Source organism: Streptomyces sp. NPDC051740 (assembly GCF_044453165.1).
Classification (GTDB): Bacteria; Actinomycetota; Actinomycetes; order Streptomycetales; family Streptomycetaceae; genus Streptomyces; species Streptomyces atrovirens.
On sequence record NZ_JBITCL010000026.1, the window covers coordinates 76267 to 96932 of the forward strand.

The 20666-nt window shown below is 70.2% G+C and carries 19 protein-coding genes; 5 read left to right on the forward strand and 14 right to left on the reverse strand.

Annotation, left to right across the window (positions count from 1 at the left end; translation table 11 throughout):
* Positions 1-20 precede the first annotated feature (20 nt).
* The 4 genes from ACIA6T_RS31170 to ACIA6T_RS31185 form a co-directional block, all read right to left on the reverse strand.
* The gene (locus ACIA6T_RS31170; protein ID WP_399449860.1) at positions 21-1010 is read right to left on the reverse strand and encodes a carbohydrate ABC transporter permease; all 990 of its coding nucleotides are present in this window, start codon (positions 1008-1010) and stop codon (positions 21-23) included.
* Entirely contained in the window at positions 1007-2299 is a 1293-nt protein-coding gene (locus ACIA6T_RS31175; protein ID WP_399449861.1) for an extracellular solute-binding protein, read from the reverse strand. The genes ACIA6T_RS31170 and ACIA6T_RS31175 overlap by 4 nt, the downstream gene beginning before the upstream one ends.
* A gap of 223 nt (positions 2300-2522) precedes the next feature.
* A complete protein-coding gene (locus ACIA6T_RS31180) occupies positions 2523-2804 on the reverse strand; it encodes a DUF3039 domain-containing protein (RefSeq protein ID WP_073931595.1) in 282 nt (93 codons plus the stop codon).
* A gap of 30 nt (positions 2805-2834) precedes the next feature.
* A complete protein-coding gene (locus ACIA6T_RS31185; RefSeq protein WP_399449862.1) occupies positions 2835-3407 on the reverse strand; it encodes a YqgE/AlgH family protein in 573 nt (190 codons plus the stop codon).
* A 309-nt stretch (positions 3408-3716) separates the two neighbouring features.
* Here ACIA6T_RS31185 and murA point away from each other — a divergent pair, with 309 nt between their 5' ends.
* Complete coding sequence (murA, locus tag ACIA6T_RS31190) at positions 3717-5063, forward strand: UDP-N-acetylglucosamine 1-carboxyvinyltransferase (RefSeq protein WP_399449863.1); 1347 nt, start codon at positions 3717-3719, stop codon at positions 5061-5063.
* Between the two features lie 153 nt (positions 5064-5216).
* On the opposite strand, the gene ACIA6T_RS31195 is transcribed toward murA, so the two are convergent.
* The 10 genes from ACIA6T_RS31195 to ACIA6T_RS31240 all read right to left on the reverse strand — a co-directional run bounded on the left by ACIA6T_RS31195 (position 5217) and on the right by ACIA6T_RS31240 (position 16887).
* Entirely contained in the window at positions 5217-5498 is a 282-nt protein-coding gene (locus ACIA6T_RS31195; RefSeq protein WP_004987462.1) for an HU family DNA-binding protein, read from the reverse strand.
* Between the two features lie 335 nt (positions 5499-5833).
* Entirely contained in the window at positions 5834-7252 is a 1419-nt protein-coding gene (locus tag ACIA6T_RS31200) for an NAD-dependent malic enzyme (protein WP_399449864.1), read from the reverse strand.
* A 378-nt stretch (positions 7253-7630) separates the two neighbouring features.
* Entirely contained in the window at positions 7631-9928 is a 2298-nt protein-coding gene (locus tag ACIA6T_RS31205) for a HelD family protein (protein WP_399449865.1), read from the reverse strand.
* Between the two features lie 60 nt (positions 9929-9988).
* The gene (locus ACIA6T_RS31210) at positions 9989-10750 is read right to left on the reverse strand and encodes an anti-sigma factor family protein (protein ID WP_399449866.1); all 762 of its coding nucleotides are present in this window, start codon (positions 10748-10750) and stop codon (positions 9989-9991) included.
* A gap of 65 nt (positions 10751-10815) precedes the next feature.
* On the reverse strand, positions 10816-11400 hold the full coding sequence (locus ACIA6T_RS31215; protein ID WP_004930798.1) for a sigma-70 family RNA polymerase sigma factor: 585 nt from the start codon (positions 11398-11400) through the stop codon (positions 10816-10818).
* 280 nt (positions 11401-11680) lie between these two features.
* Positions 11681-12277 carry a CGNR zinc finger domain-containing protein gene (locus tag ACIA6T_RS31220; RefSeq protein WP_399449868.1) on the reverse strand — a complete coding sequence of 199 codons (597 nt, stop codon included), beginning with the start codon at positions 12275-12277 and terminating at the stop codon, positions 11681-11683.
* A gap of 388 nt (positions 12278-12665) precedes the next feature.
* The gene (locus ACIA6T_RS31225) at positions 12666-13820 is read right to left on the reverse strand and encodes a uroporphyrinogen-III synthase (RefSeq protein WP_399449869.1); all 1155 of its coding nucleotides are present in this window, start codon (positions 13818-13820) and stop codon (positions 12666-12668) included.
* Positions 13821-13970: 150 nt separating this feature from the next.
* The gene (locus ACIA6T_RS31230) at positions 13971-15329 is read right to left on the reverse strand and encodes a nitrate/nitrite transporter (RefSeq protein WP_399449870.1); all 1359 of its coding nucleotides are present in this window, start codon (positions 15327-15329) and stop codon (positions 13971-13973) included.
* A gap of 152 nt (positions 15330-15481) precedes the next feature.
* Complete coding sequence (locus ACIA6T_RS31235; RefSeq protein WP_399449871.1) at positions 15482-16390, reverse strand: hypothetical protein; 909 nt, start codon at positions 16388-16390, stop codon at positions 15482-15484.
* Between the two features lie 26 nt (positions 16391-16416).
* Positions 16417-16887: an ATP-binding protein gene (locus ACIA6T_RS31240; protein ID WP_399449872.1), complete on the reverse strand. Its 471-nt coding sequence runs from the start codon at positions 16885-16887 to the stop codon at positions 16417-16419.
* Positions 16888-17113: 226 nt separating this feature from the next.
* On the opposite strand from ACIA6T_RS31240, the gene ACIA6T_RS31245 reads away from it, so the two are divergent.
* From ACIA6T_RS31245 to ACIA6T_RS31260, 4 genes are all read left to right on the forward strand, one after another.
* A complete protein-coding gene (locus ACIA6T_RS31245; protein WP_399449873.1) occupies positions 17114-17968 on the forward strand; it encodes a helix-turn-helix domain-containing protein in 855 nt (284 codons plus the stop codon).
* An 11-nt stretch (positions 17969-17979) separates the two neighbouring features.
* Positions 17980-18195, forward strand: a complete 216-nt coding sequence (locus ACIA6T_RS31250) for a DUF397 domain-containing protein (protein WP_399449874.1) — start codon at positions 17980-17982, stop codon at positions 18193-18195.
* Positions 18196-18344: 149 nt separating this feature from the next.
* The gene (locus tag ACIA6T_RS31255; protein WP_399449875.1) at positions 18345-18872 is read left to right on the forward strand and encodes a transposase family protein; all 528 of its coding nucleotides are present in this window, start codon (positions 18345-18347) and stop codon (positions 18870-18872) included.
* 165 nt (positions 18873-19037) lie between these two features.
* Positions 19038-19943 (forward strand): oxidoreductase, encoded by a 906-nt coding sequence (locus tag ACIA6T_RS31260; protein ID WP_399449876.1) that lies wholly within the window; start codon positions 19038-19040, stop codon positions 19941-19943.
* Positions 19944-20666 lie beyond the last annotated feature (723 nt).

Genomic DNA, 20666 nt, shown 5'->3' on the forward strand with positions numbered 1-20666 from the left:
CCCGTCCCGGCTCACAAGGCTCACAACTCCTCCCCTTGGCGGCGCAGCAGTCGCAGGTACACCAGCGTCACGGCGAGCAGGATCAGCAGCATCACCACGCCGATCGCCGCGCCGAGGCTGTACTGCGAGGACGCGAACGCCTGCTGGTAGGCGTAGACGTTCAGGACCAGGTTCTGGCCGGCGATGCCCCCGCCGCCCGTCATGACGTAGATCTGGGTGAAGACCTTGAAGTCCCAGATGACCGACTGGATGGTGACGACGACCAGGATCGGCCGGAGCATCGGCGCGAGCACCGAGCGCCAGATCCGCCACTGCGAGGCCCCGTCCAGGGAGGCGGCCTCCAGCACCTCGGAGGGTACGGCGCGGATCCCGGCGTAGACCGTCACCATCACGAACGGGAAGGAGCACCAGACCACTTCGAGCAGGACGAGGAAGAAGGCGCTGAACCGCCCGTACGTCCACGAGTGGTCGCCGAGCCCCAGCACCCGGTTGACCGGCCCGAAGTCGGCGTCGAAGAGGAACAGCCAGACCGTGGACCCGGTGATCGCCGGTGTCGCCCACGCGCCGAGCGCGGCCAGCATCAACGCCAGCCGCGGCACGGCCCGCACCCGCGTCAGCAGCACGGCGAGCGCACACCCCGCGGCCAGCGTGCACACCACACAGGCCCCCGCGAACACCACGGTGGCCAGCAACACCTGCCAGAACCGCTCATCGGCGAAGAGCTCGGTATAGTTCCCGAACCCTTCGAAGGTGGTCGGCTCACCGCCACTGACCTGCGCCTGGGTGTAGTGGAAGAGCGAGATCAACCCGAGCTGATATACGGGGTAGGCGAGCAGCCCCCCGAGAACGACCAACGCCGGCGCCAGATACAACCAGGGCGCAGTGGAGCGCCCCTGCAAGGGGCGCGGGGCTGTACTGGATTTGCGGCTACCACCGCGTGGGCGCGACAAGCCACCGGCTACCGGCAGCCGCAGACGATCCGCGCCCCGCGAGCTATTGGGCACCGTCATCCGACGGTTCCGAACGCCTCGTTCATCTTTTTCGCCGCGTCCGCCGAGGCGGCACCCACGCTCTTCTTACCGCTCACGACCTCCTGGAACATCGTCGGCAGCACCAACGACGAATCGATCTGCGCCCATGCCGGAGAAGCCGGCACGAACTTCGTCTCCGCACCCAGCGTCTCCACGAACGGCTTCACGAAGGCCTCCTTCGCGGCCGCCTGCTCCCGCACGTCGGAGAAGGTGGGCAGGAACCCCATGCCCTCGAAGAGCGCACCCTGCGCCTCCTTCGACGCGAGCCGCTTCATCAGGTCGACGGCGAGGGTCCGGTGCGACGTGGACTTCAGCACGCCGAGGTTGTTCCCGCCGGCGAACGCGGGGGCGATGGACCCGGCCTCGACACCCGGCAGCGGCACGACGGCGTACTTGCCCTTGACCTTCCCGGCCTCGACGGCCGCGTGGCTGAAGTCGCCGCCGATCGCCATGGCCGCCTTGCCCGAGGCGAAGGCGGTCACCGTGTCGTTGCCGCCCATCCCGGCGCACTTGGCGGCCGGGCAGTTGTCGTCGCCGAAGAGGGAGGTGTACGCCTCGATGCCCTCGCGGGATTCGGCGCTGTCGATGGCGGAGGCGTACGAGCCCTCCTTGCCGGTGGCGAGTTCGCCGCCGTGTGCCCAGATGAAGGGCATCGCGCCGTAGGTGTAGGCGCCGCCGACCGCGATGCCGTACATCTCGGGTCTGGCGGTGTGGATCTCCTTCGCGGTGGAGATCAGTTCGGCCTGGGTCCTCGGGACGTCGAGGCCGAGTTCGTCGAAGACGTCGGTGCGGTAGTAGAGCGCGCGGACGCCGACGAAGTACGGGGCTCCGTAGACCTTGCCGTCCACGGTGACCGACTGTCTGGCGGTCGGGTCGGTGTCCTTGGCCTCGTCCCAGGCCCCGAACTCCTCGGTGATGTCGGCGAGTCCGCCGTCCTTCACATAGCCGGCGGTGTCGGTGTTGCCGTACTCGATGAGGTCGGGGGCGGACTTCGGGTCGTTGAAGGCGGCCTTGATGCGCTGGGCGCGGGTCTCGACGGGGATGTACTCGACGGTGACGTCGGTGTCCTCGTGCGCCTTCTCGAACGCGGCGAGGACGGAGTCGACGGCCTGTTCCTTGGGCTTGTTGTTGACCTCCTGGAAGAGCCAGACGCGCAGGGTGCCGGTCTTCTCGTCCTTGTCGGAGGAGGAGGTGCCGGAGGTCTGGGGCGCGCAGGCGGCGGTGGCGAGGACGGCCGCGACGGCGACCAGGCGGGCGGGCAGCTTCATGGAGTCGTTCCTCCGAATGCGTTGCAACATACGCAATGGCGGTTTCGCTGTGCACAACACACCGGAGGTTAGGGACTGGGTGAACCGCGCCACAAGAGGTCTCAACCACTCCGTGACCGGCGGAAGCGCCCTGCGCAACGCGCGGACAGCACAAAGGCCCCCAGGGTACGCAAAGCGCACCTGGGGGCCTCGGAAGGATCAGACCGACGGAGGGAGGGACGGACTACTTGTCGCCCTTGCCCTTGTCGTCGCCGCCGGCACCCATGGACTCGTAGATCTCCTTGCACATGGGGCACACCGGGTACTTCTTCGGGTCGCGGCCGGGCACCCACACCTTGCCGCACAGCGCCACGACGGGGGTCCCGTCGAGGGCGCTCGCCATGATCTTGTCCTTCTGGACGTAGTGGGCGAAGCGCTCGTGGTCACCGTCGCCGTGGGAGGTCTGCGGCGTCGGCTCGACGAGGGTCCCCGTACCAGTCCCGCGCTCGGGCTCAAGAGTGCTCATAACTGCCAAGGGTACTGAAGCCGGCACGCATCAGTTGAGCGAAGGGTCGTCCGGATACGTGGCCACCATCGCCAGCTCACTGCGCTGGCGGCGCAGCACCTCGCGCCAGAGCCGCTCCGGGAACGGGGAGGAGACGTCCCCGGGCTCCGACTCCACGACGTACCAGGCGCCGTCCACCAGTTCGTCCTCCAGCTGGCCGGGGCCCCAGCCGGCGTATCCGGCGAAGATGCGCAGCGAGCCGAGGACGGAGGCGAGCAGCTCCGGCGGGGCCTCCAGGTCGACCAGCCCGATCGCGCCGTGCACCCGGCGCCAGCCCAGCGGCGCGGCCTCCGCGGCCGTACCGCCGGGGACGACGGCGACACCGAGGGCCGAGTCCAGCGACACCGGGCCGCCCTGGAAGACGACACCCGGTTCGCCGGCCAGGTCCGCCCAGCCCTCCAGGATGTCGCCCACGTCCACCGGCGTCGGACGGTTGAGGACGACACCGAGGGAGCCCTCCTCGTCGTGGTCGAGGAGGAGCACCACCGCGCGGTCGAAGTTCGGGTCCGCCAGGGCGGGAGTGGCCACGAGCAGCCGCCCTGTGAGCGAGGACACCTCGGTCATGCCAGACATGATCCCGCATCTCGCCCCCGCGTGGGGAGACAACGGGGTACGGGAGTGAACGCGGCCATGATCCGGAGAGGCGGCCTGGTAAGGCCTCGTTCGAGGGCGGTGGCGGGAGACGGGCGGGCGGACCGGAGCACACCCGGCGCACGACGGGGACGGTGACCCCTTGTGCCCGATGGCGAACCCTCCGTGTTGTGACAGACCCATGACGCTCCAGGGCCCTCCTCGGGCTTACGGAAGGGGGGTCGAGGGCGATTACCCTTTCCCTTCTGGCCCCTGCCCCACTCCCCACGGAACGCGAGATTCATGACCGTCAACGACGTCGATGACGTACTGCTTGTCCACGGCGGGACCCCGCTGGAGGGCGAGATCCGTGTCCGCGGTGCGAAGAACCTCGTACCGAAGGCCATGGTCGCCGCGCTGCTGGGCAGCGCACCGAGCCGCCTGGGCAACGTCCCTGACATCCGTGACGTCCGGGTCGTACGGGGTCTGCTGCAACTGCACGGTGTGACGGTCCGTCCGGGCGAGGAGCCCGGCGAACTGGTGCTCGACCCCACGCACGTGGAGAGCGCCAACGTCGCTGACATCGATGCCCACGCCGGTTCCTCGCGGATCCCGATCCTGTTCTGCGGCCCGCTGCTGCACCGGCTCGGGCACGCGTTCATCCCGGGGCTGGGCGGCTGCGACATCGGCGGCCGGCCCATCGACTTCCACTTCGACGTGCTGCGGCAGTTCGGCGCGACGATCGAGAAGCGGGCGGACGGCCAGTACCTGGAGGCCCCTCAGCGGCTGCGCGGCACCAAGATCCGGCTGCCGTACCCCTCGGTCGGCGCGACCGAGCAGGTGCTGCTGACGGCGGTCCTCGCGGAGGGCGTCACCGTGCTGTCCAACGCGGCGGTGGAACCGGAGATCGAGGACCTGATCTGCGTCCTGCAGAAGATGGGCGCCATCATCGCGATGGACATCGACCGGACCATCCGCGTCACCGGTGTGGACAAGCTCGGCGGCTACACCCACCGTGCCCTGCCCGACCGCCTGGAGGCCGCCTCCTGGGCGTCCGCGGCGCTGGCGACCGAGGGCAACATCTACGTCCGCGGCGCCCAGCAGCGCTCGATGATGACGTTCCTGAACACCTTCCGGAAGGTCGGCGGCGCCTTCGAGATCGACGACGAGGGCATCCGCTTCTGGCACCCCGGCGGGCAGTTGAAGTCCATCGCGCTGGAGACGGACGTGCACCCGGGTTTCCAGACGGACTGGCAGCAGCCGCTGGTGGTCGCGCTGACCCAGGCGACGGGCCTGTCCATCGTCCACGAGACGGTCTACGAGTCCCGGCTGGGCTTCACCTCCGCGCTCAACCAGATGGGCGCGCACATCCAGCTCTACCGCGAGTGCCTGGGCGGCTCCGACTGCCGCTTCGGCCAGCGCAACTTCCTCCACTCGGCGGTCGTGTCGGGCCCGACGAAGCTCCAGGGCGCGGACCTGGTCATCCCCGACCTGCGCGGCGGCTTCTCCTACCTCATCGCCGCCCTCGCCGCCCAGGGCACCTCCCGCGTCCACGGCATCGGCCTGATCAACCGCGGCTACGAGAACTTCATGGAGAAGCTCATGGAGCTGGGCGCGAAGGTCGAGCTCCCGGGCAAGGCCCTGGGATAGCGCAAGCCGTCACACAAACGCCGATGGGGCGGTCACCCGGACTCGGGTGACCGCCCCATCGGCGTAAGCGAAGGCGCCCCAAAGGGGCGCGGGGAACTGCGCGACCAGCCACAACCGGCCCGCAGTCACCCACGGCCTCTTAAAAAGGCAAGGTCACTTGCCCTTGGCGGCTTCCTTCAGCTTCGAGCCCGCCGACACCTTCACGCTGTACCCCGCCGGAATCTGAATCGGCTCACCGGTCTGCGGGTTGCGCGCGGTGCGCGCGGCCCGGTGGGTGCGCTCGAAGGTCAGGAAGCCGGGGACGGTGACCTTCTCGTCGCCCTTGGAGACGATGTCGCCGACGACCTCGGCGAACGCGGCCAGCACGGCGTCGGCGTCCTTGCGGGTCACCTCGGCGCGGTCGGCCAGCGCGGCCACCAGCTCACTGCGGTTCATGTTGTTACTCCCGTGTTCTTCTTGCCGTTGAGGCGTGCCACGCGGCGGAGCCGCATGTCGGGCACGGCCAAGCCGATGCTGCCAGGTTCCTCGGTGGGTCCCCGGACCCGGGTCCCTCGTCGGACCCTCGCGCCCAGGGACGCATCCTGCCTCTACCTGCGGCGGTAATGCCAATCCGGCACCCGCAGGAGTCGTGAGAACACCCCGGGGAGTCACACGAAGAGCGCCACGGCCCGGCCGCCACCATAGAGGGCGACCAGGATCTTCGGGTGCCCCGACGCGCCGGTTCAAACCGGTCGTGGTGATCCTCACAACCCCCACGGCGGCCGGTTTCCCTAGGAGGCCGACGCCCCCGCCGCCTTCGCCGCGTCGCGCACCGCGCCGGCGACGGCGCCCGCGACCTTGTCGTTGAAGACGCTGGGGACGATGTAGTTCGGGTTGAGCTCGTCCTCGGTCACCACGTCGGCCAGGGCCTTGGCGGCGGCCAGCATCATCTCGGTGTTGACGGTGCGGGACTGGGCGTCGAGCAGGCCGCGGAAGACACCCGGGAAGACCAGCACGTTGTTGATCTGGTTGGGGAAGTCGGAGCGGCCGGTGGCCACAACGGCCGCCGTCTGGCGGGCGATTGCCGGGTCCACCTCGGGGTCGGGGTTCGCGAGCGCGAACACGATCGCGCCCTCGGCCATCGCGGACACGTCCGTGCCGTCGAGGACGTTCGGGGCGGAGACGCCGATGAAGACGTCCGCGCCGCGCACGGCCTCCTTCAGGGTGCCGGTGAGGTTCTCGGGGTTGGTGTTGTCGGCGATCCAGCGCAGCGCGGAGCCGGGGGCGGCGTCGACCAGGTCCTCGCGGCCGGCGTGCACGACGCCGTGGATGTCGGCCACCACGGCGTTCTTCACCCCGGCGGCGATCAGCAGCTTCAGGATGGCCGTACCGGCGGCGCCGGCGCCGGACATCACGACGCGGATGTTCTCGATGGCCTTGCCGGTGACCCGCAGGGCGTTGGTCAGGGCGGCGAGGACGACGATCGCGGTGCCGTGCTGGTCGTCGTGGAAGACGGGGATGTCGAGGGCCTCGCGCAGCCGCGCCTCGATCTCGAAGCAGCGGGGGGCGGAGATGTCCTCCAGGTTGATGCCGGCGAAGCCCGGGGCGATGGCCTTGACGATCTCGACGATCGCGTCGGTGTCCTGGGTGTCCAGGCAGATCGGCCAGGCGTCGATGCCGGCGAACCGCTTGAACAGGGCCGCCTTGCCCTCCATCACCGGCAGCGCGGCCTTCGGGCCGATGTTGCCCAGGCCCAGCACCGCCGAGCCGTCCGTCACGACCGCAACGGAGTTGCGCTTGATGGTCAGACGGCGGGCGTCCTCGGGGTTCTCCGCGATCGCCATGCACACGCGGGCCACACCGGGCGTGTAGACCATGGACAGGTCGTCACGGTTGCGGATGGGGTGCTTCGACGCCATCTCGATCTTGCCGCCGAGGTGCATCAGGAACGTACGGTCGGAGACCTTGCCCAGGGTGACGCCCTCGATGCCGCGCAGCTGCTCGACGATCTCGTCGGCGTGCGCGGTGGAGGAGGCCGCGATGGTGACGTCGATACGGAGCTTCTCGTGACCGGACGCGGTGACGTCGAGGCCGGTCACCGAGCCTCCGGAGGACTCCACAGCGGTGGTGAGCTGCGATACGGCGGTTCCGCTCGCGGGCACCTCCAGCCGGATCGTCATCGAGTAGGAGACGCTGGGCGCCGTTGCCATGGCCGACTTCCTCTGCTTTTACCGTGTCGCTAAACGTGCCGTCCGATCGTCGCACCTACCCCTGAGTACGCGGTAGCCGCCCCGGATTGCGGACGTTTTGTTCATCGGCGTATGCCGTCTGACGGAAAATTTTTTCCACCATACGAGAGGTGTCCGGACAAGAAAAGAGGTCCACGTCACAAGTCGTGACGTGGACCTCTCGAACGCCTGAGTGACACCGACCCGCCATGCTCGCCTCGCGGCAAGTGGTCGCTCGAAGCGACTAAGGTTGGGCCCGGGGGCTTGGATCGGGCCGGTGCCACACCAAGGCTAACAAACGGATCCGGTAAGGCCATTCCCGCGGCGCAACCCGTTTTCCCGAGCGCCCCCGAGCACCTCTCAGTCCCTCAGCAGATCCGGCACCCCGGCCGCGTCCGGCTCGTCGCGGTCCGCCGAGACCACCGTGAGCTGCTGCGTGGCCCTTGTCAGGGCGACGTACAGGACCCGCAGGCCGGCCGGGGACTCGTCGGCGATCTCCGCAGGGGAGACGACGATCGTCGCGTCGTACTCCAGGCCCTTGGCCTCCAGGCTGCCGAGCGCCACCACACGGTCGCCGAGCCCGTCGAGCCAGCGCCGGGCCTCCTCGCGGCGCTGCATGGCGACGACCACGCCGACGGTGCCGTCCACCCGCTCCAGCAGCCGGGCCGCCTCCGCGCGCACGGTCTCCCCGAGCGCGCCCTCCGCGACGGCGAAGCGCGGCTCGACGCCGGTGGAGCGCACCGCCCTCGGTGACTGCGATCCGGGCATGGCGAGGGCGAGCACCTTCGACGCCAGTTCGGCGATCTCGGCGGGGTTGCGGTAGTTCACGGTCAGCTCGAAGCGGCGGCGCGGGCGGGTGCCGAGGGCCTCGTCGCGGGCCTGGGCGGCCTCGTCGGGGTCGGACCAGGAGGACTGGGCCGGGTCGCCGACGACCGTCCAGGTGGCGTGCCGGCCGCGGCGGCCGACCATGCGCCACTGCATCGGGGTGAGGTCCTGGGCCTCGTCGACGATGACGTGCGCGTACTCGACGCGCTCCTGGGCGAGCCGCTCGGCCCGCTCCCGCTGCGTCTCCTCGCGCACCGGCATCAGCTCCTCCAGGCCGGTGAGCTGGTCCAGCGGGTCGAGCTCGCGCTTCCTGCGGGGGCGGGCCGGGGCCCCGAGGATCGCCTGGAGCTCGTCGAGCATCGCGATGTCGTGCACGGAGCGGCCGCCGCGCTTCAGCGCGCGGGCGACCTTGCGGACCTCGCCCGGGTTGAGGATCCGCCGGGCCCAGCGGCCGAGGCGCCGCTCGTCCGCCATGGCGTCCAGGACGGCCGCCGGGGTCAGCTCGGGCCACCAGGCGTCGAGGAAGGCGATGAAGTCGTCCTCGGTGGTGACGTCCTCGTCGAAGGAGGAGCGCAGTTCGGCGGCGAGCTGCGGGTCGGTGTGCCGGTTCCCGGCGCCGGAGCGCTCCCACAGGGCGTCCAGGAGCAGCTTGCGGGCGCGGGGGCGCAGCAGGTTGACCGGGGCGGTGCCGCCGAGGGCGGTGCGGCGGACGCCCGCCAGTTCCTCCGCCTCCAGCTCCAGGCGGCGGCCGAAGGCGACGACCCGCAGCCGCTGCGGTGAGTCGTTCGGCTCCAGCGCTCCGCGCGCGGCCTTCCGCAGCACCTTCAGCATGCGGTACGAGCCCTTGGCGCGGGCCACCGACGGGGAGTCGTACAGCGTGGCCTCGGCGCCGTCGACCAGCGAGCCGATGGCGCGGATGGCGACCTGGCCCTCCTCGCCGAGCGAGGGCAGCACGCCCTCGGTGTAGGCGACGAGCAGCGGGGTGGGCGAGACGATGAGGATGCCGCCCGCGTACCGGCGCCGGTCCTGGTAGAGGAGGTAGGCCGCGCGGTGCAGGGCGACGGCGGTCTTGCCGGTGCCGGGGCCGCCCTCCACGTAGGTCACGGAGGCGGCGGGGGCGCGGATCACCAGGTCCTGCTCGGCCTGGATGGACGCCACGATGTCCCGCATGGTGTGCGTACGGGCCTGGCCCAGCGCGGCCATCAGGGCGCCGTCGCCGATCACGGGCAGCTCGCGGCCGTCCAGGGACGCCGTCAGCTCGGGGCGCATCAGGTCGTCCTCGACGCCCTGGACCCGGCGGCCCTTGGAACGGATGACGCGGCGCCGCACGACCCGGCCGGGGTCGACCGGGGTGGACCGGTAGAAGGGGGCGGCGGCGGGCGCCCGCCAGTCGATGACCAGCGGGGCGTAGTCCTCGTCGAGGACGCCGATGCGGCCGATGTGCAGGGTCTCGGCGATGTCGGCGGTGTTGTCGGGCCGTACGGCGCCCTCGGCGGGCTCGACGGCGGTGTACGCGCCGTCGGGGCCCTTCTTGCCGTCCTTGCCGAGCAGCAGGTCGATACGGCCGAAGAGGAAGTCCTCGTACTCGTTGTTCAGCCGGTTGAGGTGGATGCCGGCCCGGAAGACCTGGGCGTCCCGCTCGGCGAGGGCGCCGGGCGTGCCGACCTGGCCGCGCCGGGCGGCGTCGCGCATGAGGAACTCGGCCTCGTGGATCTTCTCCTCGAGGCGCAGGTACACCCGGTCGAGGTGTTCCTGTTCGACTCGGATCTCCCGGTCGCGAACGGAGTCGTGAACCGGATCGACCGCGGTTTCCTGTTGAGCCTGAGCGGCCACCGGGCCCCCTTCTGACGTGCTGGGCAGCCGTCAACCGTACGCGAAGGGGACCCCGGTCGGCTACGCGTCGACCTCGACGAGCAGCTTTCCGTCGAAGGTCATGACCTGGAAGTGGTCGATCTCGTTCGGTGCGAAGGCGGCGCCGCCCTGGACGTACAGGGGCTGCTTGGCCTTGTCCGTCCTGGCGTCGGGCAGGCCGTATCCCTCTCCGGGTACGGACCAGGAGTTCACCGTCTCGCGCTCGCCGTTCTTGCCGACGGCGATCAGCGAGCACTTCTGCTCGCCCTTGACGTTCTTCAGCTCCGTGACGATCTCGGTGCCCCAGAGCTTCTCCTCCAGGGCCACCGTCGCGGTCACCTGGGTGCCGGGATCGGTCGCCATGATCTTGTCGGAGCTCTTGTCGAAGGCCTCCTTCGCGGGGTTGGCCGCGAGCGTCCGGTTGGTACCGCCCCCGCCGCCCCCTTCGTCGCCCCCGCCGCTCGCCGCGACGGCCACGAACGGCCCGCTGATGATCAGCGCACCGGCGGCGGCCACCATGTAGAAGTTGCGGCGGCGCTTCCTCGCGCGGCGCTCGGCCACCTCGTCGACCAGCTTCTCCACCACGCGCGGGGAGGGCTTGGCGGACAGCGACTCGCCCAGCGCGGGCGTCCCGGTGCCGGGCAGGTCCGCGAGCGCGGCCAGCATCGGTTCCATGCCGGCGAGTTCGTCGAGCTGCTGGGCGCACCACTCGCAGGTCGCGAGGTGCGCCTCGAAAGCGGTTGCTTCGGCGTCGTCGAGGATGCCGAGTGCGTAGGCGCCGACGGTCTCGTGTTCGTTCGGCACCGGTGATCCCTGCATGGGACCAGACATACCCGTACCGCCCTCTCCGTATCCCCCGTAGACCCTCGTCACGCCGTCACCCCCCGCTCCTCCAGAGCCAGCTTCATCGACCGCAGGGCGTAGAAGACCCGGGAGCGGACGGTGCCGCTGGGTATGCCGAGTGTCTGCGCCGCCTCATTGACGGTACGCCCCTTGAAGTACGTCTCGACGAGTACCTCCCGGTGAGCCGGGGTCAGGTCGTCGAGCGCGTCCGACAGCGTCATCAGCCACAGCGCCTTGTCGATCTCGTCCTCCGCGGGGATGACCTCCAGCGGCGACGGATCGACCTCCTGCGGCCGGGCCTGCCGGCTGCGGTGGCCGTCGATGACGATGCGCCGGGCGACCGTCACCAGCCAGGGGCGTACCGAACCGGTCGCCCGATTGAGCTGACCGGCGTTCTTCCAGGCACGGATGAGCGTTTCCTGAACGACGTCCTCGGCGCGCTGCCGGTCTCCGGCGACCAGCCGCAGGACGTAGGCCAGCAGAGGTCCGGCGTGCTCGCGGTACAGCGCCCGCATCAGCTCCTCGTCGGGTTCCGAGGGCTGTGAGGACATGCGATGTCGGGCCCTCGCTCCACGTTCATTGGCCACGGCCGCATCCTTGCGCACGCCCACCTCCGGTGTCCGGGGGATCCCCCCGTCGGTCGCTCGACAACCGGTACGGACGTCAGGGGACGGGTGTTCAAAGCGAGATGACAGTTTTCCGCGAGGTCAGGTGACGACCGGGACATGAACCCACAATCCCCCCGCCACTTCTTTACATTTCCGGCACAACGGCAAGGGTGTGATGCCAATCACAACGTGAGGGTGGTGAACGGCCGTGTGGCCGACGTCACTTGGGCGCCCTTTCGCGGACCGCGCCTCGACGTCCTCCCACGGACCGCACGGGAGTCGCTCAGGCCCGCGCGAGTGCCGCGCGCCGGCGGTGGCGGGCCACCCGCTCCCGGTTGCCGCAGATCTCACTGGAGCACCAGCGCCGCCTGCGCCCCCGGGAGGTGTCGAGGTACACGATCGGGCAACTGTCGCCCTCGCACTGGCGCAGGCTCCCGAGCGCGACGGGGTCGGTGAGCAGGTCCACCGCGTCCCGCGCGACGGCCGCGAGCAGCGCCGCGCGGCCGGGCGGGCCGTCGAGGCGGCACACCAGCACACCGTCCTCACCGGGCACCGCGCGGGGCGCCGGCGGCGCGGCACGGGCCAGCTCGTTGACCCGGGCGAGCGCGAGGTCGTACGAGGGGACACCGGGCGCCGGCCGGCCACGTACCAACGGGGCGAGCCACCCGCGCAGTTCGCGGAAGGCCACCGGCCAGGAGGCGTCGGCGTGGGCGAGCGCGGTGTCCGCGGGCACGAGTCCGGACCCGGTGATCCAGGCGCGCAGCACCTCCACGGAGCCGAGCCGTTCCACGGGATGGGTGGTCGCGAGCAGATCCAGGCAGACCCGCCCGGTGTCGAACCGCAGCTCGTAGGAGGCCGCCGTGACCGTACCCAGTGCCATGTTCCTGCCACCGCCTAGGTTGGCCCCGCGCGAGGGGGCCGGTGAGCGATCCGGGAAGCTGTTCCCCTCCCACAGTGCCTGCCCGTCCCGGCCGCCGGAACCCCCGGGGCCCGTCGTCGGACTCCCGTCGTCCGCCCCGAAGGGCCGGACCGCGTGGCGTCGGGTGCGCGCTCCGGGGCGCCCCCTGCTCACGGAGCCCGGGAAGCGTGCGCGGCGTCACGGGACGGGCGGGGTCGGCAGGAGTCGGTGGCAGGACCCGGTACCGGCAGCCGCACGGCCCGGCCGTGTGCACGGCGTCGCAAGGTGGCGGGAGCCGGCAGGGCTCGGGACAAGGCCCGGTACCGGCAGCCGCACGGCCGTCCGTTCGACTGTCCGCTCGGCTGTCCGCTCAGCCTTCCCCGTACTTCGACTCCGCCGACGGGTCCAGGGCGAGACGGTAGCCGCGCTTGACGACCGTCTGGATCAGCTTCGGGGCGCCGAGGGCGGAGCGGAGGCGGGCCATGGCGGTCTCCACCGCGTGTTCGTCGCGGCCCGCGCCCGGAAGGGCGCGCAGCAGCTCCGCGCGGGAGACGACCCAGCCGGGCCGCCGGGACAGCGCCCGCAGCAGCGACATCCCGGCCGGCGGTACGGGCCTGAGCGCGTCGTCCACCAGGACCGCGTGCCCCCGGATCTCCACCCGGTGCCCGGCGACGGGCAACACGCGGGCCCGCGCGGGCAGTTCCCGGCAGAGCAGCTGGACCAGCGGGCCGAGCCGGAAGCGTTCGGGCTGCACCGTGTCGATGCCGCGGGCCTGCAACGGCAGCGCGGTGACCGGGCCGACGCAGGCGGACAGCACGTCGTGGCCCAGTGCGGCGAGCAGGTCGTCGAGCAGTCCGCGTTCCTCCGCGCGGGACAGCAGGGACACGGCGGCGGGCGCGCTGGTGAAGGTGACCGCGTCCAGCGTGCGGGCGACACTCGCGTCGATGAGACGGTCGACGGGGCCGAGGTCCTCCGGCGGCAGCCACCGGTAGACCGGCACCCCCACCACCTCCGCTCCCCCGGCCCGCAGCGACTCCACGAACCCGGGCAGCGGCTCACCGTGCAGCTGTACGGCGATCCGCAGCCCGTCGACGCCCTCCTCCAGCAGCCGGTCGAGCACCTCCGCCATGGACTCCGACGCCGGCGACCACTCCTCCGTCAGCCCGGCGGCCCGGATCGCGCCCTTCACCTTCGGCCCGCGCGCCAGGATCCGCACCCCGCGCAGCCGCGCCAGCAGGTCCTCGCCCAGCCCCCAGCCGTCGGCGGCCTCCACCCAGCCCCGGAACCCGATGGCGGTGGTGGCGACCGCGATGTCCGGGGCCTGCCCGATGATGTCCTTGGTGGCGGCCAGCAGCTCGCTGTCGTCGGCGAGCGGCACGATCCGCAGGGCAGGGGCGTGCAGCACGGCGGCTCCGCGCCGCTCCAGCAGGGCGCCCAGCTCGTCGGCCCGTCGCGCCGCGGTCACCCCCACGGTGAACCCCGCGAGGGGCCCGTGCTCCGGTGGCTGCTCTTGTTCGTCGTACATGGCTCTCGTCCCGGCTCGAGTCGGTGTACTGCGGGGAGGTGCGTCCTGCGTGCATGAAAGTGCGGCTCCACCTCCATGCCGATCGAGCCTGTCAACGATCCATGACAGGCTCGGTTCGGCTTCATGTCACCAGTGTTACGTCACTTCCCGTCACACCTTGGCGTAGCTGAGCTGCGGCTTCTCCTCCGGAGCGGCATCCGTTTCCGTCGGCCGGGCCGCCGGACGGCGAAGGTATACCGCCCACGTGACCACGAAGCAGACCGCGTAGCAGGCGAGGAACGCGACGAACGCGCCGGTGCCGGAGCCGTAGGAGAGGAAGGACTGGCGGAAGGCCAGGTTGATGCCGACCCCGCCGAGCGCGCCCACCGCGCCGATCAGCCCCATGGACGCCCCGGACAACCGCCGTCCGTACGCCACCGCCTCCTCACCCGTGAGCCCCTTGGCCAAGGCCTTCGCCTGGAAGATGCCGGGGATCATCTTGTACGTCGACCCGTTGCCGAGGCCGGTCAGCACGAACAGCACCACGAAGGCGACGGTGAACAGCGCCAGCGACTCCCGCATGGAGGCGACGATCAGCACGGAGGTCGCCGCGCCCATGGCGACGAAGTTCCACAGCGTGATCCGCGCGCCGCCGTACCGGTCGGCGAGCGAGCCGCCCACCGGGCGGATCAGGGAGCCGAGCAGCGGACCGATGAAGGTGACGTAGGCGGCTTCGAGCGGGGTGCGGTCGAACTGGCTCTGCAGCACCTGCCCGAAGGCGAAGCTGTAGCCGATGAACGAGCCGAAGGTGCCGATGTAGAGGAAGGACATGATCCAGGTGTGCGCTTCCCTGGCGGCGTCCTTGGCGGCACCGGTGTCGTTCTTCACCGAGGCGAGGTTGTCCATGTACCGCGCGGCGAGCACGGCGGCGACGACGATCAGCGGGATGTAGATGCCGAGCAGCACGCGCGGCCCGCCGCTCGCGCCGATGATCGCGAGGGCGGCGAGCTGGATCACCGGGACGCCGATGTTGCCGCCGCCGGCGTTCAGCCCGAGCGCCCAGCCCTTCTTCCTGAGCGGGAAGAAGGCGTTGATGTTGGTCATGGAGGAGGCGAAGTTGCCGCCGCCGATACCGGCCAGCAGGCCGACGAGGAGGAACGTGGAGAAGGACGTCCCCGGCTCCATCACGGCGAACGCGGCGACGGTGGGCACGAGCAGCAGCCCCGCGCTGATCACCGTCCAGTTCCGCCCGCCGAAGAGGGCGACGGCGAAGGTGTACGGCACCCGGACCACGGCACCGACCAGCGTGACCACCGACGTCAGCAGGAACTTGTCGGCCGGGGTGAGCCCGTACTCCGGGCCCATGAAGAGCACCAGCACGGACCACATCGTCCAGACGGAGAACCCGATGTGCTCGGACAGCACGGAGAAGAAGAGGTTCCGACGGGCGGTCTTCTCTCCGGTCCGGTTCCAGAAGGTCTCGTCCTCCGGATCCCACTCGTGAATCCAGCGGCCGCTGCGGGCTGTCATGAGGCCTCCACTGCTCTCCGGGGGCGCGGGCGGTGCCGCGAGGGGCTGATCCCGAAGGTAGGGAGGGGGCGTTTCGTCGCTGTGGCAGGCGGTGACCGGGAGGGAACGTTGCGCTCACCTGGGGCGGGGACCAGGTGAGAGGTACGGCGGCTTCAGCGCTGCGGGGGCTGCCAGTGGGGGTTCTGCTGGGGGTAGGGGGGCTGGGCGGGCTGACCGTACGGGGGCTGGGGCTGGGCGTAGGGGCCGGGGGCCTGGGGCGGGGTGTCGTACGGGGCGGGCGCGGGCGGGGTGCCGTAGGCGGCCGGCGGTTGCTGGGCATAAGGCCCCGGGGCGGCGGGCTGGGCGTACGGCGTCGGGGGCTGGTGACCGTAACCGGGTGCGGGCGTTCCGGGCGCCGCGCCCGGCATCCCCGGGCCCTGGGCCCCGTACGGGCCGCCCCCGAAGGGATTGCCGTGCTGCCCCGGCATCTGCCCGCCCGGGGGCAGGTAGCGCACCCGGCCCGTCTCGTCCGCCACCGGGGCGAAGCCGGCCGCCCGCAACCGGGCCGCGAACTTGGCGTTGCGCTTGCGGGTGACGAGGAGACCGATGCCGAAGACGGCCATGAGGGCGAGCCAGATGACGGCCGCGACGGCGAAGTCGGAGGACGTGCCGCCCATCCGGAAGGCGACGACCACGCAGCCGATGGAGACACCGAGGGCGCCGTACCCCATCCGCTTCTCGGCGCTCTTTCCGGTGAGGTCGAAGTTGATGCGGGCCTTGAGGAGTTCGAAGGCGTCCGGCACGAGCGGCGGCAGGGACACCCCGTCGCCGGCGTTCGGGTACTGCGCCCGGTTCTGTGCGGCGCGGGTGCGGGCCTGCGGACTGTGATCGGGCACGATCAGCATCTTCAGCTGGCTGTTGTTCCCGCCGCCCTGCCGCACGTCCGCGTACTCGTACCCGAACTGCTGGGCGACGAAAGCGAGTCGGGCGAGCTTCTTCACGGAAGCCATCGCGCTGGTGAGCTCGACCGGCTCCCCGCTCGCCATCAGCTGCAGCATCTTCCGCGTCTGCCGCTTGCTCATCCGCCCTCGCCCCCTGGCACCTCTGTTCACTTCCGCAACAGGGGAAGTGTGGCACGCCCACCCACTTCGAACCAGAGCAGCTTCCCGGCCCCTCGCCCCGGCGCACCGCCATCGAGAGCCCAGCCGCCCCACGAGTCGGCGCACTCCTGCACGAGGCGCAGTCCGCGCCCGGACCCGGCGTCGTCCGGAGCGAGCGGAACGAAGTCCTCGCCGGACCCGCCGAACGGAGCGGGGATGTACGGGTCGCTGTCCCACACCCCGACCCTCAGCCGGCCGTCGCCCAGCCCCGTGAGCCGCAGGGAGGCGGGCCCCCTGGTATGCAGGCAGGCGTTGGTGACCAGCTCCGACGTCAGCAACTCCACGACGTCGAGAGCGTCCTGCCTGCCGTGCCCGTCGAGCGCGGCCCGCACCGTCATACGTGCGACGCGTACGGCGCGGGGGTCACAGGGGAGGCGAAGGGCGTACGTCCAGGGGTGGGACGGGGCTACGGTGACCATGGTTGTCTCCGGGGATCAGAGGGGGACTTTGGTTTCACACTCACGGCCACGCCGGGCGGTGGCAGTGCCTTGGTCGGTGCGCTTCCGGCTTACGAGCGCGGCGGGTGAGCGATACCGCTACGGTAGAGCCGATCTGGAAGATGAATCTCCCAACTATGGGAGGTTCATCTCTGATTAGCTCGTGTGAGGGACATGAGAGCCGCTTCGCGGCCAGGAAGGACACGCTTTGCCGCCCACGAACAATCCGACGCTGCGGCAACGGAGACTGGGCGCCGAGCTGCGCAAACTCCGTGAGAAGGCGGGGTTCACGGTGACCCGGGCCGCCGAGCACCTGGGCGTCAACCAAGGGCGCGTGAGCATGATCGAGACCGGTCGCAGCCCTGTGAGCGCCGATCTCGTACGCGGGATGGCGTCCGCCTACGACTGCTCCGACCAGGCTCTGGTCGACGCACTGGCCGCCATGACCGGGCGCCGGCACCGGGGCTGGTGGGAGGAGTACCGCGAACACCTGCCCGCCGCACTGGTCGACCTGGCGGAGCTGGAACACCACACGCCCGCGCTACGCGTCGCGCTGGTGATCCACATTCCGGCGCTGTTGCAGACCACCGATCACGCCCGCGCCCTCTTCCGGACCGTGGTGCCGCCCATGCGCCAGTACGAGATCGAGCACCGTCTCACGTACCGCATCAAACGGCAGGGCATCCTGCACCGAGAGGATCCGCCGTCCTACTCGGCGATCATTCATGAGTCGGCCCTCCGCATGGGCTTCGGCGGCCCTTCCGTGACTCGTGGCCAGCTCACGCACCTGCTCGACATGGGCGAGCTGCCCCATGTCACCATCCGGGTGATCCCGTTCGGCACGGCCTACTTCCCGAGCACCGGCCAGTCCTTCGACTACCTCACGGGTGCTGTGCCGCAGCTCGACACGGTCCAACTGGACACGCACCACGGCGGCTGCGGATTCCTGGACGCGGAGGCACAGTTGACCAAGTACCGAGCCGTACTGGACCACATGACGTCCTGCGCACTCGATCCCGCCGAGTCCCGCGACTTCATCCACAACCTCATCCGAGAAGCCTGAGAAGGAACACCGTGCACACCATCCGCTGGCGCAAGTCGTCCCACAGCGGCGACAGTTCGAACTGCGTGGAGATAGCCACCACCCCTGCCGCCGTCCTCATACGCGACTCGAAGACGACGTCCGGTCCCCGGCTCGCCCTCTCCCCCACCGCGTGGGCCGCCTTCCTCGCCCGCACACCGGGCCGGTCCAGCGGCAGACGCCCGGTGAGTGAGCCTCCGCCAACCTGAAAGCCCCAGGTCAGCAAGGCTGGTGTGACCGTGTTCCGAGGCGCTCGTGCTGGTCGTGGGCGACAGTCTGTGCCGTAGATCGTCCGTCACGGGGCAGCTTGCAGGTTTCCCGCTCTCGGCGGGCGAGCGGCCTTCTACGATCCGGTGTGTTGAAGAAGATCGCCCGTCAGGGTGGGAAGGTCGTCCTGATTGACGGCACCCTCGTCCATACCCAGCGCCGCACCGGGAAAGCTGACCGCAAGAACTATTCCGGCAAGCACCACCGGCACGGTCTGCACTTTCTCGCCCTCACCGACGAGAGGGGCCGCCTGGTCTGGATATCAGCCGCCCGGCCCGGCCGCACTTACGACATCACCGCCGCCCGCCACGACCGCATCCTGGCCCACCTGCGCGCCGCTGGCCTCGGCACCCTCACGGATCTCGGCTTTCGCGGCCTGGACAACGACGTACTCGACCCCGTGATCGTCACCGGCTTCCATGCCAGCCGCACCCACAAGCTGACTCCCGGCGAGAAGGGAGCCAACCGGGTCCTCGCCGTCGGACGGGCACCGGTCGAACACGGCTCCGCCCACCTCAAGAACTGGCGGTTCCTCAGCAAGCTCCGTGCCGACCCTGTCCGCGCCACCCGCCTCCTGCGCGCCCTGCTCGTTCTAACGAACCTCGAAGTCAACCGCTGATTAGCACGGGACGGACTGGCCTTCTCCCGAAAAATTCAACGGCTTTGCGGCGAAGGTGAGTTCCCGATGCATATGTGACGTTTCGCCCAGCCTTTTGACCTGTCGCAGCGCACCGTGACAGCCCCATACTCCAGGACCTGATGAACCAACGGGCGAAGGAGCACGGTGAGCGCAGCAGCGGCAGCAGGGACCTGGAAGCTGGGGGACCTGGAGGTGAACCGCATCGGCTACGGCGCGATGCGGCTGACGGGCAACGGCATGATGGGGAACTCCGACGGCACACCGATCGACCGCGATTTCGCTGTCAGCCTGTTACACAGCGCGTTCGAGCAGGGTGTCAACCACATCGATACGGCCGCCTTCTACTTCTCGCCACTGCGGTCCGCGAACGAGCTCATCAACCGAGCCCTCGCTTCCTGGCACGGCGACGTAGTCGTGGTGACGAAGGTCGGCCCGGCACGTCATCCCTCCGGTGAGTGGCTTGGCATGGCCCGCCCCGACCAGCTGCGCGGCCCGGTCGAGGAAAACCTGCGCCAACTCGGCCGAGACCACCTGGACGTGGTGAACCTGCGCGCCAACGGCCCCGGCACGGCATCGGTCGCCGAGCACTTCGGCGCCCTCGCCGAACTGCGCGAGGCCGGCCTGATCCGGCACCTCGGGCTCTCCGCTGTCCTGCCTGAGCACGTGGCCGAGGCCCGAACGATCGCGCCCGTGGTCTGCGTGCAGAACTCCTACGGCCTGGGCTGGCGCCGCGCTGACGAAAGTGGGCTGGTGGACCTGTGTCGGGAGCAGGGCATCGCCTTCGTCCCGTTCTTCGCGGTCTCTGGTCTGCGGCGCGAGGCAGCCGCAGACCAGGAGCACGACGCGCGCGTCCACTCCGTCGCCCGCGCCCACGATGCGACGCCGGCCCAGATACGGCTCGCCTGGACCCTCCACCGCGGTCCGCACGTGCTGGCCATTCCCGGCACCGCGAACCCGGCACATCTCGAAGAGAACGTCGCCGCCGGAAGCCTGCGCTTGATCGAGCAGGAGTTGGCCGTCCTCGACAAGCCAAACGAGAGCACTGCCTGAGCCCTTACCGTCGATGCCCGGCGCAACTCTCCCAGTGCGCTGGACACCGGACCAAGCAGGTGGGGAAATGAGGCAATCCTGATCGCTTGAAGAGCCTCAACGCCACTGGCAGACGAACTACTCCACAGGCTGCGCCCCACGACCAGCGTGAGCACACCGGAAGACCGGCACACCAGCCCCTTGACCTGCGACTTCAAGTTGACAGAGGCTCAGTGGTGCGCACTCGCGCCGGGTTGGTTTGGTGGGGAGTGGTGGGTGGTGTGGGCGCATTCCGGTGGGCCGGGGCGGGGGTCTGTCAGGCGGGATGGCGGCGGCAGGTGGGGCACACCCGCCAGTTGCTGCCCGTCGGGTGGTGAGTGGACCTTTTCTCCAAAGGGAGGGAGGAAAGGTGGGAGGCAGAGGCCGTGGGCCAGGGCGGAGGGGTGGAGAAACGCTCCAATCACCACCCGACAGCCACCGGCCATCACCCTGCGGGACACGATCTCCCCGAGGGCTCGTGCTTCCTCGTCGTGCCGAAAAGTGTGAGCATCCGGGCGGCGAATGCAACTCGCGCACTCAGATGAGCGGACCGTGAACATCGCAGGCCGAAATGCTCCCGCTTTTCAAAACGGCACCCGCTCCGACGGCAGATGGCGTCCCTTGAAGTGGTGTAGCCGTTCTTGGCCGATGTGCGCCCCCGGCTCGCCACCGGGTTGCCCCTGGTGGACCGCTCGTGCGCCCTGA

What these genes read in the sequence shown, in the direction of transcription:
- ACIA6T_RS31170 (WP_399449860.1), bottom strand. Translation starts at nt 1,010, where the DNA reads ATGACGGTGCCCAATAGCTCGCGGGGCGCGGATCGTCTGCGGCTGCCG.
- ACIA6T_RS31175 (WP_399449861.1), bottom strand. Translation starts at nt 2,299, where the DNA reads ATGAAGCTGCCCGCCCGCCTGGTCGCCGTCGCGGCCGTCCTCGCCACC.
- ACIA6T_RS31180 (WP_073931595.1), bottom strand. Translation starts at nt 2,804, where the DNA reads ATGAGCACTCTTGAGCCCGAGCGCGGGACTGGTACGGGGACCCTCGTC.
- ACIA6T_RS31185 (WP_399449862.1), bottom strand. Translation starts at nt 3,407, where the DNA reads ATGACCGAGGTGTCCTCGCTCACAGGGCGGCTGCTCGTGGCCACTCCC.
- murA (WP_399449863.1), top strand. Translation starts at nt 3,717, where the DNA reads ATGACCGTCAACGACGTCGATGACGTACTGCTTGTCCACGGCGGGACC.
- ACIA6T_RS31195 (WP_004987462.1), bottom strand. Translation starts at nt 5,498, where the DNA reads ATGAACCGCAGTGAGCTGGTGGCCGCGCTGGCCGACCGCGCCGAGGTG.
- ACIA6T_RS31200 (WP_399449864.1), bottom strand. Translation starts at nt 7,252, where the DNA reads ATGGCAACGGCGCCCAGCGTCTCCTACTCGATGACGATCCGGCTGGAG.
- ACIA6T_RS31220 (WP_399449868.1), bottom strand. Translation starts at nt 12,277, where the DNA reads ATGGCACTGGGTACGGTCACGGCGGCCTCCTACGAGCTGCGGTTCGAC.
- ACIA6T_RS31225 (WP_399449869.1), bottom strand. Translation starts at nt 13,820, where the DNA reads ATGTACGACGAACAAGAGCAGCCACCGGAGCACGGGCCCCTCGCGGGG.
- ACIA6T_RS31230 (WP_399449870.1), bottom strand. Translation starts at nt 15,329, where the DNA reads ATGACAGCCCGCAGCGGCCGCTGGATTCACGAGTGGGATCCGGAGGAC.
- ACIA6T_RS31235 (WP_399449871.1), bottom strand. Translation starts at nt 16,390, where the DNA reads ATGAGCAAGCGGCAGACGCGGAAGATGCTGCAGCTGATGGCGAGCGGG.
- ACIA6T_RS31240 (WP_399449872.1), bottom strand. Translation starts at nt 16,887, where the DNA reads ATGGTCACCGTAGCCCCGTCCCACCCCTGGACGTACGCCCTTCGCCTC.